Raw genomic sequence first — 14,282 nt, forward strand, 5'->3', positions numbered from 1 at the left:
AGCCTGCTCGTAAGCAGGCTTTTTAAATTTGGCTCCTCTGACTGGACTCGAACCAGTGACATACGGATTAACAGTCCGCCGTTCTACCGACTGAACTACAGAGGAATCGTTTCGATGGAGCGCATATTAATGGCCGCGCTCCGGCCTGTCAACAGCGAAAAACACATTAGCATTCAACTGGCTAGCTTTGCAGCAAAGCGATCGCGAATTAAGCGTCGCGGGATGAAAAACCGTCAAAACGCGGCAGCGGATGCTGACGATAAAACTGGCTCAGGTGGTGATACATCGCCGGGAAGCGCTCATAGAGCAGATCGGGCGCGGTGAAAAAGTATTCAGAGAGCACGGCGAAACACTCGGCGGGGTCGCTGGCGGCGTAGGGATCGATGGTGGCGGCCTGTTCGCCCACCAGCTCAACTTCATTTTCAATCTCATCCATGGCGGCGCGCAGATCTTTCTCCCACAGCGCCACATCGCGCAGCGCCATTACTGGTATACCGCTGGTATAGCCACGGCCGCGCGCGTCGAGCTTGTGCGCCACCTCATGGATCACCAGGTTGTAGCCAGAGAGATCGAACGCATCCTGCAGATCGAGCCAGTTAAGCACAATCGGTCCCTGCGTCCAGCTCTGCCCGGCATGGACGGCGGCGGCGTGATGCACCAGCCCCTGCTCATCTTCCCAGCTGTCGGCGACCTCGAAGGGTTCCGGGTAGATCAGCACGTCGTGAAAGCCATCGAGCCACTCCAGCCCCAGCTTCAGCACCGGCAGGCAGAACAGCAGGGCGAGGCGCGCGCTGTGCAGCGCGTCAAGCTCTACCTCCTGCAGCGGCACCAGCTTCTTCTGCTGCAGGAAACGCTGCGCCATGCCGATCAGCGCCTGCTGTTCATCCTCATCCAGCCAGCTGAACACCGGCTGCGCCAGCGCCTGTCGCCAGGGAAGATCGGCGACGGAGGTGCGGTTCTCGTTTTTCCACGGCCATTTAAACATCGCAATACTCGCTGACGAACTACCCGCGCTATCCTGACCGCCAGAAAAAATGCCAGCATCCAAAGCGGTCGCTGGCACCTTAATCTGACTGCAGGGATGAGAGCTGTCTATTCAACCACTTAGCATGCAATATGTCTGTGATTCAGCGCGCAAAGCGCTTAATTGCGCGCGACGCGTTCAAATTCAATAACCCAGACCCAGAGATTTACTTCCCAGCTGGTGGCGCCGTACTGCTTCTGCCACGCCTTACGATAAGCCTCTTTAGGCGTCTCTGCATTCATATTCATGGTGAAGAAGTTATTGAGGAAGTGCGAATCGGTCTGCACGCCTTCCGCCATAATGTCATCGTCGCTGATATCCTGGATTTTTTCCGCGCGCACGGCGGTGATCTGCAGGTTGATACGGCTGGCCCAGCGCGGCATATGAATGGCGGTCTGCCATCCGAACTGATCGGCTTCCGGGCCGCTCTGGGCGTGATGTCCCAGCTCATTGTTATCGGCGCGGTACTGGCAAAAGGCTGGCAGGCGGAACGGCGCCGGATCGCGCTCATACTCCGCCAGATCGCTTTCCGGCACGATAGGGCCGCGCCAGGTTTCACGCACCCACAGGATATCGCCCGGCTTGCCGTAAGGGCAGTGCTGGCTGATATCGGCCATCGACATCAGTTTATAGCCATGAAGATGGTTAGCGTTGACGTCAAACGCGTGAACGCCCTCATGATGATCCTGACCGGGTCCGAAAGACTGGGTTTTCATGATGCGCCGGGTCTGGGTCTGCTGGCCAACCAACAGGGCGCGAACCCGCTGTTCGGAAAAAAGAATCGGCCGTTCTTTCATTGATTACCTCTGAATATAAATAGAACCCGGTGGACACACACTAAACCGCTGTCTTGCGCCTGCGTGCAGCTTTGATAATTTTACATCAATCTGCTTAACACTTTGTCGACTTACAGTAACGGCAACACAACGATTTGCCTTTAGGAAAAAGCGAAAATGCAAAAAACGCACCAGTCCGAGTCTACTAAGTGGTCCCTTACCTGGTATAACCCGAATACAGTACGTTATATCGGACGTTTTTGAAACCTTTTCAGATTCTTTAACCTTCACAAGGCGTAGATATCCTGATTGAGCCTGAGAGTTGAGACCGGCAGGCAGCCTCTCCGGGTTGGGGTATAGCGAGTCAGTTTTGCCGGATATTAATAAGTTTTGCTTAAGCTAAATGATATGGGGTAATGCTGAAAATTTGCGAAAGGCTGGGATAATGGTTGAATTAGCGCTATAACTCGATTTCGGTCCCATTTTTTCCGAATCATTTTTTATTACGACGCATTTTACATCACCCTGTGTCAAAAATTTGTCATCAACCAGTCGGTAAGATGACGTCCCACTGCGTAGGGTCCGCTGTTAAGACCGCTACCCAAACATTAACAGGGAGATAAGCCATGACGCTCTCACTCTGGCAAACGCGCTTCGAAAGCTGGTTTCAGATTAACTGGATTCACGATGACAAGGCGCACGATATTGCCCATTTGCGCCGCGTCTGGATGAGCGCACAGCGTATTATGGCAGGCAGCGACGCCAGCCCGCTGGTGGTGCTTACCGCCTGCTACTTTCACGATGTGGTCAACCTGCCGAAAAACCATCCTGAACGCCATCTCGCTTCAACCTACGCCGCCGAAGAGACGACGCGCATCCTGACGCAGGATTTCCCTGACTTTCCCGCCGCGCTGATCCCGGCGGTGGCGCACGCGGTGAAGGCACATAGCTTCAGCGCCGCCATCGCACCGGAAAGCCTGGAGGCGAAAATTGTGCAGGACGCCGATCGGCTTGAATCTCTGGGCGCTATCGGGCTGGCGCGCGTCTTCTATACGGCTGGCGCGCTCAACCGGCCGCTGTTTGATAATGAGGATCCGCTCGGCAAGATGCGCGAGCTTAACGACGTCAACTGGACGCTGGATCACTTTCAGAAGAAGCTGCTGCGGCTGCCCGATACCATGCAGACCGAGGCGGGCAGGGCGCTGGCGCAGCATAACGCGGACTTTCTGGTGCACTATATGGCCAAGCTATGCGCCGAGCTGCAGGGCAATCTCACCAGCTTTGACGAATCGGTGCTGCGCGATTTCAGCCCCTTACGCGCCTAATATTAAATTTTTATGACAGTCTGTTAAATGTTCGTTGCTTCCGCTACGTTGATGAAAATAAACGAAGGGAGTAAAGGAATGACTGAGACGGTAAATTTGACGATTAAGATTGATCCCGCGCTGAAAGAGCAGCTTAAACAGCTGGCGCAGGAGAATCAGATCTCAATGAGTCAGGAGATTGTTCAGCGTTTACAGGAGAGCCTGCTGCCACCCAGCGCATCGGCGGTAGACAACCAGGATACGGCGGAAACCGCGTCCAGTGCTTTTTCCGCCGACGAGGTCAAACAGCTCCGTGCTCTGCTAAAGAAACAGAGCAAGAAGAAGAAATAATCAGAACCCGTCGCGAGACGGGTTTTTTATGGGCGGCGCTCAGGCCTGACCGATGCGGAACTGTTGTACGCTTTGCGCCAGGCGCGCCGCCTGCTGCTGCAGCGCATCCGCCGCACGCTGCTGCTGCGCGCTGAGTCCGGCGCTGGCCTGCAGCGTCTCGTCCAGCTTGTGGATTTCGGCGGCAATATGGCTGACGCGCGTGCTTTGCGCCGTGGCGTTCTGCTGCAGCGCCTGCAGCTGCGCGGCGATAGCGGTAACCGCGCCGCTGATGGTCTGAAACAGCGCCTCCAGCACCTTGACCTTGCTAAAGCCCTGGGCAACATGCTGCTGCGTATGCTGGATCAAACCGTCGATGCGCTGCGTCGATCCGCTGCTCTGGCTGGAGAGCAGGCCAATCTCCTTCGCCACCACCGAGAAGCTGCGGCCGTAGACGCCGGCGTGCGCCGACTCAATCGCCGCGTTAAGCGCCAGCAGGCGCGTTTGCAGCGAGAGGCTCTCCAGCATCTCGACGATGCCGGCGATATCCCCTGAGGCGGCGACAATCTGGCGCATCTGCGTCTCCATCTCATCCACCCGCGATACGCATTGCTGCATCAGCTGGTCGGCGTCATACGCCTGTTGGGTCGCCTGCTGCGACACCTGCGCGCTGCTCTCTACCTCATCCGCCACGCGACGCAGCCGCTGCGACAGATGGGTAAAGCTGGCGTTCTGCGCCTGATGCTGCTCGCTAACGCGCGCGTTGTGCTGCTGCATCTCGCCTGCGCCCGCCGCCACGCTGGCGGCAATGGTGTTGATCTCATAGACGATATGGCACAGCCCCTGGCGCATCTCCGCCATGGCGCTGAACAGCTGCTGCGTTTCACGCGGCTGCAGACGTCCGGCGACAGGGGGCGGCTGCAGGTCGCCGGTGGCGATGCGCTGCAGCTGGCCGCTGGCGTGACGCAGCGGCGCGATGACGCCGCTCGCCAGCAGCACGCCGCCCACCAGCAGTAGCGCGAACAGCAGCGCGCTGACCAGCAGCGAGAGATTGCGGCTGTGGGTCATGCTCGCCAGCATACTGCGGTTGACCGCGCTAAGCTGCTGGTTCGCCGCGTCAATTTCCGCGAACCAGGCGTCGTTGAACTGCTGCTGCCAGGCCTGCATCGGCACCATAAAAAAGGCGTCGATCTGGTTATCCTTCAGCCCTTTCAGCTGCTCTTCCAGCCCCTGCGCCAGCAGGGTAAAGGCCTGTGCCAGTGCGCTTTTCTCATCGGCGCGGTAGCGGGCGAACAGCGTTTTCGCCTGCTGCAGCGAGGCGCTGGCGCTCTCTGCCAGGCTTTTCCAGCTATCAACCGAGCCGCTCTGCTGATCCTGCATCAGATAGATGCCCGCGCGGTGGCTGCTGTCGCTGGCGGTGAGCAGTTCGATGCGCGCCTTATCGAGCAGGGCCAGTCTTTCCCGTAGTTGCGCCGTTTGCGCCAGCGTACTCTGGGTATGACTGACCTGCGCCGCGAGCAGCGCGACGCCTAGCGCCTGCAGCAGGCAGAAAAGGATAACGAACAGGGTGAAGTTTCCGCGTAAACTCCTGAGCCAGCCGGGTAATCCCGGCATGCGCAGGCGAAAGCGGCGAGTAAAAAGAGTCATAGAAGCAATCGCGCAGCCTGAAAATAAAAAGCGAGTATTCGCCGGTTGCGTGACAGCATTGTGACAGCGGGCGCATTCGCAGCAAAACAGCATAATGCGCGCGACTAAGCTAAACTCTGGACCCGTTACGCCTGATTTATCTGCCTGATACAGGGCAGCAGCAGCTTCGCCACCGCGGCGAAAACCGGAACCACCACCGAATTGCCGAACTGCTTATAGGCCTGGGTATCGGAAACCGGAATGCGGAAGCGGCGCTCGCCCGGCGCTTCAAAGCCCATCAGGCGCGCGCACTCGCGCGGCGAGAGACGGCGCGGTCGGCGCGCCATATTGTCGGCGTTGCTAAAGTCCGCTTCGCCCAGCGCGCGATCCCATCCGCGGTCGATAAGGATTTCCGAGCCGTCTTTGTAGTAGCGCGCCGAGAGGGTGCGGACGCAGACGTCAGCCTGACGCGGATCGTTCAGCCCGAAGCCAAAGCCGTTGCCTTTCGCTTTATGTTTTCTGGCGTAGTCGTAGAGGTAGCGCCAGAGCTGGGCGGAGAGAATATATTTCTCCTCCGGCTCGGGCTCCAGCAGGCTCTGCAGGGTCGGCACCTGAGCCGGGTAGAGCTGCTGGATCTGGCGCAGCGACAGCGACTTGCTGAAGGGATAGTCGCGGCGGATACCGACCAGCACGATGCGTTCGCGGTGCTGCGGCAGAAAGTGGCGCGCGTCGATGATTTTTGCGTCGGGCGCGGTGGCATCGGCATCCGCCACGTCGTAGCCCAGCTCATCCAGCGTCGCCATAATCACGGCGAAGGTGCGGCCCTTATCGTGGCTTTTGAGATTTTTAACATTCTCCAGCACGAAGATCGGGGGCTTTTTGGCGGCGATGATGCGCGCCACGTCGAAAAACAGCGTGCCCTGCGCTTCGCACTCAAAGCCATGCGCGCGGCCCAGCGCGTTCTTTTTGCTGACGCCCGCCAGCGAAAAAGGCTGGCAGGGAAAGCCAGCCAGCAGCACCTGATGGTCAGGGATCGCCGCGTCAATATGGCGATAGATATCCGCCTCGTCGCGCAGGCCATCAGGCTGGGTAATCAGGCGGATATCGGTGTTGAAGCGGTGCTCTTGCGGATCGCTATAGTGATTCGCCTTGTAGGTGCGCACCGCCTCTTTGTTCCACTCGCTGGTAAAAACGCACTTTCCGCCGATGGCGTCGAAGCCGCGGCGGATGCCGCCAATGCCCGCGAAGAGATCGATAAAGCGAAACAGCGGATTGTCGTAGTGCGCCGGACGCGCCGGCAGCAGGCCGCGCAGCAGCGTTAATTCACCTTCGCTCAGCGGCGGCAGCGCGCTTTTGTTTTGCCGCAGACGGGTCAGCTGCTGCGGCGTCCAGTCGCGGAAGCCCGCCTGATGAAAGGCGGCGGCTAAATCGCGCGCGGCGTAAATCGCCAGCGCCTGGCGCATCAGGTCAGCCGTTTCGCTATCGGCAGAGAGCAGGGGAGAAGCGGGTTCCGTCATTGCGGTGGCGTCATCGACAAGCATGCGTTTTTCCTTAACTGTGAACGGGCTATGCTAACACTCCTCTGGCTGCGAAGAAATTGGCGCACGATGCCTAAAGGCGGGTTGCAGGACGCTTCGCCGCAATTTTACCCGCGTCGCTAACTGCGACGCAGGCTTTCGCTTTTATTGAGTCAGGCTAAAGTTGTAAGAGAGGGCAAAAAGGAGACGCCATGGCCGATGTACACTCCAGCACGACGCGCAGCAAGAATATGCGTGCGATACGCCAGCAGGATACCGCCATCGAACTGCGGGTGGCGCAGCTGCTAAAGGATCGCGGTTTCGCTTACCGCGTTCAGGATAAGAACCTGCCGGGCCGTCCCGATTTCGTTCTGCTGGAGCAGCAGGCGATTATCTTTGTGCACGGCTGCTTCTGGCATCACCATCACTGCTATCTGTTTAAGGTGCCGGCGACGCGCACCGAGTTTTGGGTCGGCAAGATCAACAGCAACGTCGAGCGCGATAACCGCTACGTGCGCCAGCTGCAGGAGAGCGGCTGGAAGGTGCTGATTATCTGGGAGTGCGCGCTGCGCAACAAGCTGCGGCTCAGCGACGCCGATCTGCAGGAGCGGCTGGAGGAGTGGCTGCTGGCGATGGACCAGAGCGCCGAGATCGATCACAACGGCATTCAGCACTATCGCCCGCGCTGAGGCCGCCTTGCCTTGTGGGCTGCGCCGGGTTAGATTTCGCCTTCCCTCGCGATCAGGAGTTGTGGATGAGCAGTATTAAACTCACGGTAAAACGCCTTTATCAGCTGCGCGACGAGCGCATGGTAAACGCCCATGCGACCGCACGCGTCTACATTGGCGACGCCCTGGTTGCGACGGAGGAGATTACCGGCATGACGGAAAGTCCGGTCAGCAAATACCTGCACGCAGGGGAGCTGTCCGGCGCGGTCCGCGTAGAGTGGGAGTGCGACGGCATCGCTGACATTACCGTCGCGACGCTGGAACGCTGTCCCTGTTGTCAACATAACGAACCGGAATAAGGAAGACATTTTGGCTGGATCCAGCTTACTGACTTTATTAGATGATATTGCAACACTTCTGGACGATATTTCCGTCATGGGCAAAGTGGCGGCAAAAAAAACCGCGGGCGTGCTGGGCGACGATCTCTCGCTTAATGCCCAGCAGGTGACGGGCGTCAAGGCCAATCGCGAGCTGCCGGTGGTGTGGGGCGTCGCCAAGGGATCCTTTCTTAATAAGCTGATTCTGGTGCCGCTGGCGCTGCTGATCTCCGCCTTTGCCCCCTGGCTTATTACGCCGCTGCTAATGATCGGCGGTGCCTACCTCTGCTATGAAGGGGTAGAAAAAGTGCTGCACAGCCTGCAGCACGATAAGCAGGAGAAAAGCCCGGAGGCACGTCAGCAGCGGCTGGATAAGCTGTCGCAGCAGGATCCGCGCGCCTATGAAAAGAGCAAGGTCAAAGGTGCCGTGCGCACCGACTTTATTCTTTCCGCAGAGATCGTCGCCATTACCCTCGGCATCGTTTCTGACGCGCCGCTGCTTAACCAGGTGCTGATCCTTGCGGGCATCGCTATCCTGGTCACCATTGGCGTCTACGGCATCGTCGCCGCTATCGTTAAAATCGACGATCTCGGCTACTGGCTGAATGAGAAATCCTCGGCGCTGGCGCAGGGCATCGGCCGTTTTCTGCTGGCGTTTGCCCCCTGGCTGATGAAGATTTTATCGGTGGTCGGCACGCTGGCGATGTTCCTGGTCGGCGGCGGCATTATCGTGCATGGCCTGACGCCGCTGCATCATCTGATCGAGTCGGTCACCGGCGATATGAGCGGTCTGGTGGCCAGTTTGCTCAGCAACGGCGCTAACCTGGTGCTCGGCTTTATCGTTGGGTCGATCGTGCTGTTAGCGGTGAATCTGATTGCTAAACTGCGCGGTAAATCGGTATAAAGCGCACTGCCATATGATGTGAAGCCAGAAGAGGAGAGGCCATGAACGACGATATGTTTGAATTTGATATTGATGCCCAGCTGGAGCAGGCCGAAGCCAAAGCGGCGGAAAAGGTCAATGAAGTGCCTGACGACTTAGGCGACGAAGCGGATTGCGAAGGCTGCAAAATCTGATTTCCACGCCAGCAGATATTAAAAGCGGATAAGCATTCTTATCCGCTTTTTTTATTTTCAACATTTCTTACTGATTTATTCTGAATTTACGCTTTTTTTCCATGCCTTAACGGGCAGGGTGTCCAGATGGCTGCTATAGATAGAAAGGTTCTGTTAACGGTCAAAAGGAGGATGCGTCATGATCTTTGGTATTAGCGATGAAGTGCAGCACAAAGAGGGCGGGCCTGCCATGGTGGTCACCGGCTACGCCAGCGGAATGGTAGAGTGTCGCTGGTATGACGGCTACGCCGTGCGCCGCGAAGCCTTTCATCAGGATGAACTCAGCCACGCCATTCCCGACGCGCAGCTCGCCAGCTGAGCGTTAGTTAACGGGGATGCGCTGTTCATCCCCCGTGATTTCTGCCATTTTTAGATCCTCCTCGCCTGCTATACTCCCTTGATCCCAGTTATTCGGAGCACCGTTGCTGATGGCTGCTTTGCCGCATTCCGTTCGAAAATTACGTCCCGAACTGCGCGTACATCTCCTGTTTTTAGCGGTCTTTCTCTTCTCCTCTTTTCTGACCTGGCGCGAACTGCATGTTCTGAAAGCCAACTATGAGGATCGACAGCGCGCCGCGCTGGCGGATATGCAGAGCAGGCTGGAGAGTCAGTTTCAGGAGAGCATCGACGGGATGATCTACTACCGCCGTATGTTCACCTATGCGCTGGCGCATCCGCTCGACGCCCACCACGCGCGCCATGCGCTGGCGAAGTTTCAGCAGCTGCGCCCGCAGCCCGCCTGGCAGCTGCGGCTTAATATGCCGCGCAGCATGCCGATAAACGGCGTCGGCGACAGCGCGCTGGTGCAGGACGCGCTGCTGCAGCGCGATCCGGCACGGCTTAATGATGAGATGCTCGCGGCGCTGGAGTTCAGCTTTATTATGCAGTTCAGCGATGCGGAAGCCGATTTCCACTCGCGCTTCTGGTACACCTCGCGCGCTGGCTTCTTTATTACCTCGCGTCCGCCGCAAAGCCTCTCCGCCATCTCCGCCAGCTACGCCACTATGGTTTCGCGTCCCTGGTTCCGCGCCATGGCGACGCAGGTGACGCCTCAGCAGCTGAGCTGGTCCGGCGTCTATCAGGGCGCGGAGGAGGAGGGGGCGATGCTGACGGCCAGCACGCCCGTTTTCAATAACGGCTACTGGTATGGCGCGCTGTCGATGGATTTCACCCGGGAGCGTATCGCCAGCGAGCTGAGCACAATGCGCCACAGCGCGCTGCAGGGCAGCGTGGTGCTGCTCGATAAGCGACAGCAGCTGGTGGCCTCCCTTGACGCGACGGACAGCAGGCCGCTGAGCGACGGCGCGCAGCGGCGCCTCTACGCCCGGATTGCCCGACAGCCGCAGGGCGCGCTGCGGCTGGAGAATCAGTTCATCAGCTGGAGCAAGCTAAAAAACATGGACGGCTATCTGCTGAACCAGCAGACCCTGGGGCAGGGGCTGCGCCAGGATTTAGGGCGCGCCATGCTGTTTATGCTGCTGATGTGGCTGCTGTTTGTGCTGCTGCTGCTGCTGGCGGATCAGATTATTGTGCGCCTGGTGCGGCGGCTGAGCCAGCTCTCCGCCCGTCTGGTGTGGCGCGCCAGCTACGACGGCCTGACGCAGCTGCTTAACCGCAGCGCCTTTTTTGAGCGCTTTGAAGCCGAGGTGGCGCGCTGCCGGGCGCTTAACGCACCGCTGACGGTGATCCAGCTCGATATCGACCATTTTAAAAGGGTTAACGACACCTGGGGCCATCAGGCGGGCGATCAGGCGCTGGTGCGCGTCGCGGCGATCGTAAGTCAGGGGCTGCGGAAAAACGATCTGGCGGGCCGCGTCGGCGGTGAGGAGTTCTGCGTGGTGCTGCCGGAAACCGGGCTGGCGGATGCGGAAAAGGTAGCAGAGCGGATGCGCGAGCGGCTGGCGGCGAAAACTATTCTGGTTAACGCCAGCCAGAGCTTTAGCGTGACGCTCTCGGCGGGCGTTGCCAGCAGCGAAGAGCAGGGCGAGTATCAGGCGATTCGCTTACAGGCGGAAGCGGACCGCCGACTCTATCTGGCGAAGAGTCAGGGCCGCAACCGCGTGGTAGCCAGAGGTTAAACGTTGCCGGCGTTGTCCTCTTCCACCGCCTGATAGATACGCTGCAGGATATCGGGGAAGGCGGACTGGACGCGGCTCCAGCTGGGAATAAACGGCTTGTCGTTGGGACGCTCGATAAAGGCCTGTCCCGCTTCCAGAATCGACTGGGTGAACATCTCCACCGCCGCCTCTTCGATATGCTGATCGAACTTCAGGCCGTTCATTGCCGCCTCGTGGTTATAGATTTCCATCATATCGAGCGCGTTGCGGTAGTAGGTGGCCTTCAGCACGCGGAACGAGTCGCTGGTGAGCGGCACTCCCATGGTCGCCAGTTTACGCAGCAGTGACTGCACGATATCGCTGCTCATCCGCTTCAGGCCGCCGGTGCCGTCATCTTCCGCCAGCGGCTGATGTTTGTGGTCGTAGTTGTCGGCGATCTCAACCTGGCAGGTCTGACGCGTGGTGTAGTTGCGGTAGATTTCCGACAGCACGCCAATCTCCAGCCCCCAGTCGCCGGGAATCTTAATGCCGTTGAGCACGTGGGTGCGCATGGCGAATTCGCCCGACAGCGGGTAGCGGAAGCTGGCAAGATAGTCGAGATACTCGGAGTGGCCATACACCTTTTGCAGCGAGCGCAGCAGCGGGCCAACCAGCAGTCGGCCGACGCGGCCGTTCAGCTTGCCGTCGGCGACGCGCGCGTAAAAGCCTTTGCAGAACTCATACTGAAACGCCGGGTTCGCCAGCGGATAGAGCAGGCGCGCCAGCATGCCGCGTTCGTAAGTAACGATATCGCAGTCGTGCAGCGCCACGCACTGGGTGCGGTCCGAGGCGAGGGTAAAGCCGGTGCAGAACCAGACGTTGCGCCCTTTGCCCGGCTGGGAAGGGGAAAGTCCCTCTTTATCCAGCTCGGCGTCAATCGCCTTCAGACGCGGGCCATCATTCCATAAAATGCGGTGGCGCTGCGGCAGGCGCGAAAAAAATTCGCGCGCGAAGAGAAACTGATCGCGGTCGGCGCGATCGAGGCCAATCACGATCTCGTCAAGATAGGGCACTTTAGCCAGCTCATCGACGATATTGCCCAGCGCCGGTCCTTCCAGTTCGGAGAAGAGCGACGGCAGAATCAGCCCCATTTTGCGTTTGCGCGCGAAGCGCACCATCTCTTTTTCCAGCGACTCAACGCTGCGGTTGGTCAGATTATGGAAATTGGTAATCACGCCATTCTGATAAAAATCACTCATCGCGCCATCCTGTTAATCATCAGTGGTTGCGGCTTAATCGGGTTGGGTCAGGAAATAGTCGAGTCCCTCTTTCCAGCCCTCGGGGCCGTAGTGCGCCGTATGGTAGATCCGGCTTGTATCCTGTCGGGTCAGCGAGACCGGCGTTTTGCTGTAGCCCTTAATCACCACGGCGTAGTCAACCGCATCCAGCATCGGCGCATCGTTGGGGCCGTCGCCGAGGCCGATAGTGGCGGGTGCGCTGTCATACTGGCCGAGCAGCCAGCGCAGCGCTTCGCCTTTGCCGCTGCCTGCGGGCATGACGTGCCAGAAACGGCCGCCCTGCGTCAGCTGCAGCTGATGCTGGGCCAGCGCGGTGCGAAACGCCTCCAGCTTCTCTTCGTCGTCGCGCCAGACGATCACTTCTGACGCCTCACGCTGGCGCGCCAGCGCCGAGTCGCTTTCAGTCAGGCCGGTCATTGCCGCCACTTCGGCATCGGTGAAGTGGCTGAAGCCCTGAAAGCGGAAGTTCCCCTGCAGCGTATCCAGCGTGCGGCAGAGCGCGTCCCAGGCGAGGCTATCCGGCGGGATCCGCTCGCGTCGCTGCGCTGACATCTGCACCACCGCGCCGTTTTCCGCAATAAAAGGCGTATTTGTCAGGCCGAGGCGCTTTTGCAGCGGCGCCATTTCGGCGGCGGTTTTACTGGAGCAAAGCACCACCGGCACCTGCTGACGCTGCAGTTCATCCAGCCAGGCGGCCGCGGCATCCCAGCGATAGGTGTGATGATCGAGCAGGGAACCATCCAGATCGGTAATGACTAACAGCGGCTGTTGCAAACTGGGCATAGCAGGCTCCTTGCGACATTAACCAACGGATTTTCAGTATTATAGTTGATGAACAATTGCGCCTGCTTTTCACCCGTCGCGCGCCACTTCCAGGATAATTCTTAAAACGCAACGGTAAAGCAAAGCGTAATGCACAGAAAATGCATGGCTGAAAGCGGGTGAAATCAGGCTGTTTCCGGTAACTTCAGCGGGTCTGATGCGGAAAGGTCAGCAGATTTGTGCATAGCCAGGACTTGTCTTAATGCCGGGCAGGCGTAATCTGCAGAGGTGTCAAGCATTTCCTGATGTAACGAATTTATGTGGTTCTTCACCCGGCGCTCCCTGCCGGGTTTTTTTTGCCGCGCGGTTAGCGGTTGAGTTCGTTGCAGCTACAGTCGCGAATATCCAGCTCATACTCGTCCGCCAGCTCAATACTCCCTCCCCAGGCTCTGCCGCCGGTTCTTAAATGGCGGCTGCTATCTGCTTCGGGGAGGGTTTGCGCGCGCTCGGCGGTGCTGCGCGGCAGGCTGTTAAGCAGCGAGTCCACTTCGGGTTTTTCGCTGGCGGGCCGCTCAGGGGTTATTGGCGCCATCATCGCTCTCCTTTTGTCAAAAAAGGACACTTCACTTCACTCACGCCGGAGACTAAGGCGGATCGATTAAGTATAGACGGCAGGAAAAAACGCAGGCAAAAAAAAGCCCGCGCTGCGCGGGCAAAATCCTTGTTACTTTTAGGTTGACTACCCCTTAGGGGTGGGGCAGTAAGAGAAGTGTAAAAGGTTGACGTGTCAGAAGTCTTGTTGTGAAACGTTAAGAAAGTGAAAAAGCGTCCGCTTACGTAAATTTACCTCTTTTTTCCTTTGTTATCAGCAGCATCGTCTATAGTTACAGACGGAATGACAACTGACGCGACAAGGAGAGACCATGGATCTGTTACGCATTATTATCGCCATTATTTTGCCGCCGCTGGGCGTATTTATGCAGGTCGGTTTCGGCGGCGCCTTCTGGCTAAATATCTTACTGACGCTGTGCGGCTATATTCCCGGTATCATTCATGCGGTTTGGGTGATTGCGCGTCGCTGAGGCGGACGTTTACACTGATGCACAGGAAAATCATCAGGAGCAACCCCCATGAAGGTCAATGACCGCGTCACCGTAAAGACCGATGGCGGCCCGCGCCGCCTCGGCACCGTCCTTGCCGTAGAGCCGTTTAACGAAGGCGTTATGTATCTGGTGGCGCTGGAAGATTATCCGCTCGGCATCTGGTTCTTTAATGAGAGCGATGATCCAGAAGGGGTATTCGTGGAGCCTTATCAGGCGGAATAAACGCGAAGCGGCCGGAGTGGGCGCGCGACCGATCTTTTATCCTCTTAATATCGCAAAATAATAAGGCGCCTGACGGCGCCTTATTTTATGGCTGATCGGCAATAAGCAAGCGCCGACGCGCCTCGG

17 protein-coding genes and 1 tRNA gene are annotated in these 14,282 nt (G+C 58.2%); 10 read left to right on the forward strand and 8 right to left on the reverse strand.

From position 1 onward, the window contains the following. Positions 1-29 precede the first annotated feature (29 nt). From LB453_RS10040 to LB453_RS10050, 3 genes are all read right to left on the reverse strand, one after another. Positions 30-105: transfer RNA gene (locus LB453_RS10040), tRNA-Asn, on the reverse strand. A gap of 103 nt (positions 106-208) precedes the next feature. Then, complete coding sequence (gene mtfA, locus LB453_RS10045) at positions 209-985, reverse strand: DgsA anti-repressor MtfA (protein WP_103796903.1); 777 nt, start codon at positions 983-985, stop codon at positions 209-211. 158 nt (positions 986-1,143) lie between these two features. After that, a complete protein-coding gene (locus LB453_RS10050) occupies positions 1,144-1,821 on the reverse strand; it encodes a hypothetical protein (RefSeq protein ID WP_224481717.1) in 678 nt (225 codons plus the stop codon). A gap of 605 nt (positions 1,822-2,426) precedes the next feature. On the opposite strand from LB453_RS10050, the gene LB453_RS10055 reads away from it, so the two are divergent. Continuing rightward, positions 2,427-3,125 carry a phosphohydrolase gene (locus LB453_RS10055; protein WP_103796905.1) on the forward strand — a complete coding sequence of 233 codons (699 nt, stop codon included), beginning with the start codon at positions 2,427-2,429 and terminating at the stop codon, positions 3,123-3,125. 78 nt (positions 3,126-3,203) lie between these two features. Then, complete coding sequence (locus tag LB453_RS10060) at positions 3,204-3,455, forward strand: Arc family DNA-binding protein (RefSeq protein WP_103796906.1); 252 nt, start codon at positions 3,204-3,206, stop codon at positions 3,453-3,455. 39 nt (positions 3,456-3,494) lie between these two features. On the opposite strand, the gene LB453_RS10065 is transcribed toward LB453_RS10060, so the two are convergent. Both LB453_RS10065 and dcm read right to left on the reverse strand, forming a co-directional pair. After that, complete coding sequence (locus LB453_RS10065) at positions 3,495-5,078, reverse strand: methyl-accepting chemotaxis protein (RefSeq protein WP_103796907.1); 1,584 nt, start codon at positions 5,076-5,078, stop codon at positions 3,495-3,497. A 125-nt stretch (positions 5,079-5,203) separates the two neighbouring features. After that, positions 5,204-6,598, reverse strand: a complete 1,395-nt coding sequence (dcm, locus tag LB453_RS10070; RefSeq protein WP_409520909.1) for a DNA (cytosine-5-)-methyltransferase — start codon at positions 6,596-6,598, stop codon at positions 5,204-5,206. Between the two features lie 188 nt (positions 6,599-6,786). Here dcm and LB453_RS10075 point away from each other — a divergent pair, with 188 nt between their 5' ends. From LB453_RS10075 to dgcQ, 6 genes are all read left to right on the forward strand, one after another. Continuing rightward, complete coding sequence (locus LB453_RS10075; protein WP_103796908.1) at positions 6,787-7,263, forward strand: very short patch repair endonuclease; 477 nt, start codon at positions 6,787-6,789, stop codon at positions 7,261-7,263. A gap of 65 nt (positions 7,264-7,328) precedes the next feature. Beyond that, a complete protein-coding gene (locus tag LB453_RS10080) occupies positions 7,329-7,601 on the forward strand; it encodes a hypothetical protein (RefSeq protein ID WP_103796909.1) in 273 nt (90 codons plus the stop codon). A gap of 10 nt (positions 7,602-7,611) precedes the next feature. Next, on the forward strand, positions 7,612-8,523 hold the full coding sequence (locus LB453_RS10085) for a DUF808 domain-containing protein (RefSeq protein ID WP_103796910.1): 912 nt from the start codon (positions 7,612-7,614) through the stop codon (positions 8,521-8,523). 41 nt (positions 8,524-8,564) lie between these two features. After that, the gene (locus LB453_RS23305) at positions 8,565-8,696 is read left to right on the forward strand and encodes a hypothetical protein (RefSeq protein WP_255351574.1); all 132 of its coding nucleotides are present in this window, start codon (positions 8,565-8,567) and stop codon (positions 8,694-8,696) included. Between the two features lie 178 nt (positions 8,697-8,874). Further along, entirely contained in the window at positions 8,875-9,054 is a 180-nt protein-coding gene (locus LB453_RS10090; RefSeq protein ID WP_103796911.1) for a YodC family protein, read from the forward strand. A 109-nt stretch (positions 9,055-9,163) separates the two neighbouring features. Beyond that, on the forward strand, positions 9,164-10,813 hold the full coding sequence (gene dgcQ, locus LB453_RS10095) for a cellulose biosynthesis regulator diguanylate cyclase DgcQ (RefSeq protein ID WP_103796912.1): 1,650 nt from the start codon (positions 9,164-9,166) through the stop codon (positions 10,811-10,813). On the opposite strand, the gene LB453_RS10100 is transcribed toward dgcQ, so the two are convergent. The 3 genes from LB453_RS10100 to LB453_RS10110 form a co-directional block, all read right to left on the reverse strand. Then, positions 10,810-12,030: a glycosyl transferase gene (locus tag LB453_RS10100; RefSeq protein WP_033749838.1), complete on the reverse strand. Its 1,221-nt coding sequence runs from the start codon at positions 12,028-12,030 to the stop codon at positions 10,810-10,812. The genes dgcQ and LB453_RS10100 overlap by 4 nt on opposite strands. A gap of 33 nt (positions 12,031-12,063) precedes the next feature. Further along, on the reverse strand, positions 12,064-12,852 hold the full coding sequence (locus tag LB453_RS10105; RefSeq protein ID WP_103796913.1) for a mannosyl-3-phosphoglycerate phosphatase-related protein: 789 nt from the start codon (positions 12,850-12,852) through the stop codon (positions 12,064-12,066). A gap of 346 nt (positions 12,853-13,198) precedes the next feature. Continuing rightward, positions 13,199-13,423 carry a DUF2525 domain-containing protein gene (locus LB453_RS10110; RefSeq protein ID WP_158253398.1) on the reverse strand — a complete coding sequence of 75 codons (225 nt, stop codon included), beginning with the start codon at positions 13,421-13,423 and terminating at the stop codon, positions 13,199-13,201. Positions 13,424-13,754: 331 nt separating this feature from the next. On the opposite strand from LB453_RS10110, the gene LB453_RS10115 reads away from it, so the two are divergent. Together LB453_RS10115 and dsrB are read left to right on the forward strand one after the other, a co-directional pair. Continuing rightward, positions 13,755-13,913: a YqaE/Pmp3 family membrane protein gene (locus LB453_RS10115; RefSeq protein ID WP_033749833.1), complete on the forward strand. Its 159-nt coding sequence runs from the start codon at positions 13,755-13,757 to the stop codon at positions 13,911-13,913. A 48-nt stretch (positions 13,914-13,961) separates the two neighbouring features. Next, positions 13,962-14,156, forward strand: a complete 195-nt coding sequence (gene dsrB / locus LB453_RS10120; RefSeq protein ID WP_103796915.1) for a protein DsrB — start codon at positions 13,962-13,964, stop codon at positions 14,154-14,156. Positions 14,157-14,282 lie beyond the last annotated feature (126 nt).

This window comes from Pantoea agglomerans, from assembly GCF_020149765.1.
GTDB classification, from domain to species: Bacteria; Pseudomonadota; Gammaproteobacteria; order Enterobacterales; family Enterobacteriaceae; genus Pantoea; species Pantoea alvi.

Bases quoted from the DNA above. Each gene is read 5' to 3' on its own strand.
- LB453_RS10080 (WP_103796909.1), top strand. From the start codon at position 7,329: ATGAGCAGTATTAAACTCACGGTAAAACGCCTTTATCAGCTGCGCGAC.
- LB453_RS10055 (WP_103796905.1), top strand. From the start codon at position 2,427: ATGACGCTCTCACTCTGGCAAACGCGCTTCGAAAGCTGGTTTCAGATT.
- LB453_RS10065 (WP_103796907.1), bottom strand. From the start codon at position 5,078: ATGACTCTTTTTACTCGCCGCTTTCGCCTGCGCATGCCGGGATTACCC.
- dcm (WP_409520909.1), bottom strand. From the start codon at position 6,598: ATGCTTGTCGATGACGCCACCGCAATGACGGAACCCGCTTCTCCCCTG.
- LB453_RS10050 (WP_224481717.1), bottom strand. From the start codon at position 1,821: ATGAAAGAACGGCCGATTCTTTTTTCCGAACAGCGGGTTCGCGCCCTG.
- mtfA (WP_103796903.1), bottom strand. From the start codon at position 985: ATGTTTAAATGGCCGTGGAAAAACGAGAACCGCACCTCCGTCGCCGAT.
- LB453_RS10105 (WP_103796913.1), bottom strand. From the start codon at position 12,852: ATGCCCAGTTTGCAACAGCCGCTGTTAGTCATTACCGATCTGGATGGT.
- LB453_RS23305 (WP_255351574.1), top strand. From the start codon at position 8,565: ATGAACGACGATATGTTTGAATTTGATATTGATGCCCAGCTGGAGCAG.
- LB453_RS10060 (WP_103796906.1), top strand. From the start codon at position 3,204: ATGACTGAGACGGTAAATTTGACGATTAAGATTGATCCCGCGCTGAAA.
- dsrB (WP_103796915.1), top strand. From the start codon at position 13,962: ATGAAGGTCAATGACCGCGTCACCGTAAAGACCGATGGCGGCCCGCGC.
- LB453_RS10100 (WP_033749838.1), bottom strand. From the start codon at position 12,030: ATGAGTGATTTTTATCAGAATGGCGTGATTACCAATTTCCATAATCTG.
- dgcQ (WP_103796912.1), top strand. From the start codon at position 9,164: ATGGCTGCTTTGCCGCATTCCGTTCGAAAATTACGTCCCGAACTGCGC.
- LB453_RS10075 (WP_103796908.1), top strand. From the start codon at position 6,787: ATGGCCGATGTACACTCCAGCACGACGCGCAGCAAGAATATGCGTGCG.
- LB453_RS10110 (WP_158253398.1), bottom strand. From the start codon at position 13,423: ATGGCGCCAATAACCCCTGAGCGGCCCGCCAGCGAAAAACCCGAAGTG.
- LB453_RS10115 (WP_033749833.1), top strand. From the start codon at position 13,755: ATGGATCTGTTACGCATTATTATCGCCATTATTTTGCCGCCGCTGGGC.
- LB453_RS10090 (WP_103796911.1), top strand. From the start codon at position 8,875: ATGATCTTTGGTATTAGCGATGAAGTGCAGCACAAAGAGGGCGGGCCT.